Source organism: Bradyrhizobium sp. (assembly GCF_049581145.1).
Classification (GTDB): domain Bacteria; phylum Pseudomonadota; class Alphaproteobacteria; order Rhizobiales; family Xanthobacteraceae; genus Bradyrhizobium.
This window is the reverse complement of record NZ_JBAURI010000492.1, coordinates 1-3,017: the sequence shown is the minus strand read 5'-3', so window position 1 is coordinate 3,017 and position 3,017 is coordinate 1. Positions and strand designations below refer to the sequence as shown.

General features: G+C 66.4%; 3 protein-coding genes and 1 pseudogene. 1 reads left to right on the top strand and 3 read right to left on the bottom strand.

Translation table 11 applies throughout. The features are described from left to right. The coding region (locus WCB02_RS16310; protein WP_423959493.1) for an ABC transporter ATP-binding protein at positions 1–990 on the top strand (990 nt) is incomplete at its 5' end. A gap of 16 nt (positions 991–1,006) precedes the next feature. On the opposite strand, the gene WCB02_RS16305 is transcribed toward WCB02_RS16310, so the two are convergent. From WCB02_RS16305 to WCB02_RS16295, 3 genes and pseudogenes are all read right to left on the bottom strand, one after another. Beyond that, positions 1,007–2,197, bottom strand: a complete 1,191-nt coding sequence (locus WCB02_RS16305) for a MalY/PatB family protein (RefSeq protein ID WP_423959490.1) — start codon at positions 2,195–2,197, stop codon at positions 1,007–1,009. 51 nt (positions 2,198–2,248) lie between these two features. Next, the gene (locus WCB02_RS16300; RefSeq protein ID WP_423959488.1) at positions 2,249–2,521 is read right to left on the bottom strand and encodes an oligopeptide/dipeptide ABC transporter ATP-binding protein; all 273 of its coding nucleotides are present in this window, start codon (positions 2,519–2,521) and stop codon (positions 2,249–2,251) included. A gap of 56 nt (positions 2,522–2,577) precedes the next feature. Further along, positions 2,578–3,017: pseudogene (locus tag WCB02_RS16295) on the bottom strand (allophanate hydrolase); the annotation flags it as partial.

Genomic DNA, 3,017 nt, shown 5'->3' with positions numbered 1-3,017 from the left:
CCGCGCACCCTGTTCCGCGCGCCGCGGCACCCGTATACACGGCGGCTGGTTGCGGCTTCGCCGACGGCTGTGTCCACCATCGCCGATCTCGTCACGGAAGAGGAGAGAGCGCGGCACCCAGCCGTCGCGGTCGCCTCCAAGCCGCCGCCGGCGCCGGGCACGCCGCCGCTGCTCCAGGTGCAGAAGCTCGCCAAGCGTTTCGATCAGGGGCCAGCCGCGGTCGCGGACTTCTCGATGGCGATGAACGCCGGCGAGAGCGTCGGCCTGGTCGGCGAATCCGGGTCCGGCAAGAGCACCACGTCGCGGATGATCTGCCGGCTGATCGACCCGAGCGAGGGCGAGATCATCTTCGACGGCTGTTCGATCGGCCATATCCCGGCGCGCGAGTTTCATCGCTCGCCGTTCCGCAAGGACATCCAGATCGTGTTTCAGGATCCGAACGACAGCCTCAACCCGCGCTTCACCGCCTTCGACTGCATCGCCCACCCGTTGCGGCGGCTGGCCCGCATGCGCTCGGGCGACGCGCTGCGGCAACGGGTGAAAGAGTGCGCCGGGCGCGTCGGCCTGGCGCTCGAATTGCTGACGCGCTTCCCGCATCAGCTCTCGGGCGGCCAGAAGGCGCGGGTCGGCATCGCCCGCGCCATTGCCTGCCGGCCGCGCCTGTTGGTGCTCGACGAGCCCACGGCGGCGCTCGACGTCTCGGTGCAGGCGGTGGTGCTGCAACTGCTCGACCGGCTGCGGCGCGAGGATGACCTCGCTCTCCTGTTCGTCAGTCACGACCTCAACGTGGTTCGTATGATGTGCGACCGGACCATCGTGCTGCAGAACGGCCGCATCGTCGAGCAGGGCAAAAGCCGGGCCCTGTTCGACGACCCGCAGACCGCCTATACGCGTGAACTGGTTGACGCCGTGCCTCATATCGAGACCGGGCCGGTTGCAGGCGCGACCGACGAGCCGGGAAGGGCAGTGCGCGCTGCTCCCGGCGGTTAGACCGGTGACGGCGGCTTCACCGGTCGTTCTGCCGGGTCGCGGCGACCATGCGACCCAGGATCTCGTCGAGGATCGGCATCGAGGTCGCAAAGTTGAACCTGATAAACTGCGCGCAGCCGGGATCAAACGTCTCGCCGGCACTGAATCCGATCCGGGCCTTGTCGAGGAAGAATTTGAAAGCCGAGCTCGACAGCTTGAGGTCACGGCAGTCGAGCCAACCGAGATAGGTCGCCTCCGGCGCGTGGAAACGGATCTCCGGCGCTTCCGCGCCGAGCACATCCCTGACCCTGTTGCGGGCCTTGAGCAGATGGTCCATCACGGCATCGAGCCAGGGCTGGCCTTGCGTCCAGGCGGCAACGGTGGCGTCGACGCCGACGATATTTGCCGAGCCCGTCAGCTTGGCCGGGATGCGTTTGTGAAAACGGTCGCGTAGCCTTTCACTGCCGAACGCCACCAGCGCGCAGCGAAGACCCGGAATATTGAAGCTCTTGGTCGCCGAGTTGAGGGTCACGGTGCGGGCGGCGATCTCCGGTCCGAGCGAGGCGAATGGAATGTGCTGATGCCCGGGATAGACCAGGTCGGAATGGATTTCGTCGGAAATGACGACGAGATCATGTTCGATCGCGAATTGGCCCAGCGCCAGCAACTCATCGCGGGCAAAGACCCGGCCGGTCGGGTTTTGCGGATTGCAGAGCACGAAGATGCGGGTCCGCCTGTCCACCAATCTCGCCAGCTCCGCCATGTCGAAGACATGGCGGGCGCCGTCGTCGCGCATCGGCAGCGCCAGAAGCCTGCGCTCGGTCGTGGCGATGGCATCGCGGAATGGCGGATAGTTCGGGACCTGCAGGACAACACCGTCGCCGGGGTCCGAGAACGCCAGGATCGGCGCGTAGGTGCCCTGCACCAGGTCCGCCACCGGCAGCACGAGACCGGGTGAGAGCTCCCATCCAAAGCGGGATTTCATCCGCGTCGAGAAGGCATTGGCGACCAGCCGGTCCGCCCTGTCGCCGTTGCGCAAGGGATAGCCGTAGTCGCGATCCCCAACAATCCGCTCAATCGCCGCCTGGATCGGCGCGGCGACGGCAAAATCCATGTCCGCGACAAAGGCGGGAATCACATCCGCATCGTATTGGTTCCATTTGGCGTTGCGGCGCGCCCGCAAGGCGGCCTGGCTCAGCTCGAAGTCGATCGGTTCTGGGCTCGTCATGATCTGTTGCGCGCGGCTTTCATGTTTGGGATGGGGAAACGGTGTCGCAGACTATGCCAGATGGCAGGCCACCGCGCTGCCGTCTTCGAGCTTTCGCAATGCCGGATCGTCGGTTTCGCATTGCTTGACGGCGACCGGGCAGCGCGGGCTGAACCGGCAGCCACGCTCCGGAATGCCGTGTCCGACTTCCGCCTGGATGGAGAGAGCGCCGACACCGGTTCGTCGCACACCAGGAGCTTGGGGCGCAGCACCAGCGCCCTGGCAGCGCGTGGATCTTGAAAGCGTGCGCAGCATGACCCGGGCATCGCGCCGTTCGTCGCGCATTGATCCGGGTGTGACTGGCGGAGGTCAAACCGCCGTCACATCCGAGATAACGACCATCACGCCAGCGACGCGCGAACCTTCGCGATCAGCTCGGCGCGCGCCTTGCGGGCTGCAAGCGCCTGGTCCATTTCGACCTTGACGAACCTCACGGGCGTATTGGGCTGCAGCTGGCCGATCAGGTCCATGTCGGCCGAAATCACGGTGCCGACCATGAAGTAGCCGCCGCCCGAGACCGCGTCACGGTGCAGCACGATCGGCTCGGTGCCGCCGGGCACCTGGATCGAGCCATAGGGATAGCAGGCATCCGTGATGTTGGAGGGATCGGAACCGGCGCCGAACGGCGGCTCGCGCGGCACGAATTCGAGCGGCTTGCCGCCCTTGAAGCGGTAGCCGATCCGGTCGGCTTCCGGCGCGACCTTCCAGGTGTCGGCGAAGAAGCCCTGGCCGGCGGCCTCGGTGATGCGGTGCCAGTAGAGGCCGGGCATCACGCGCAGCT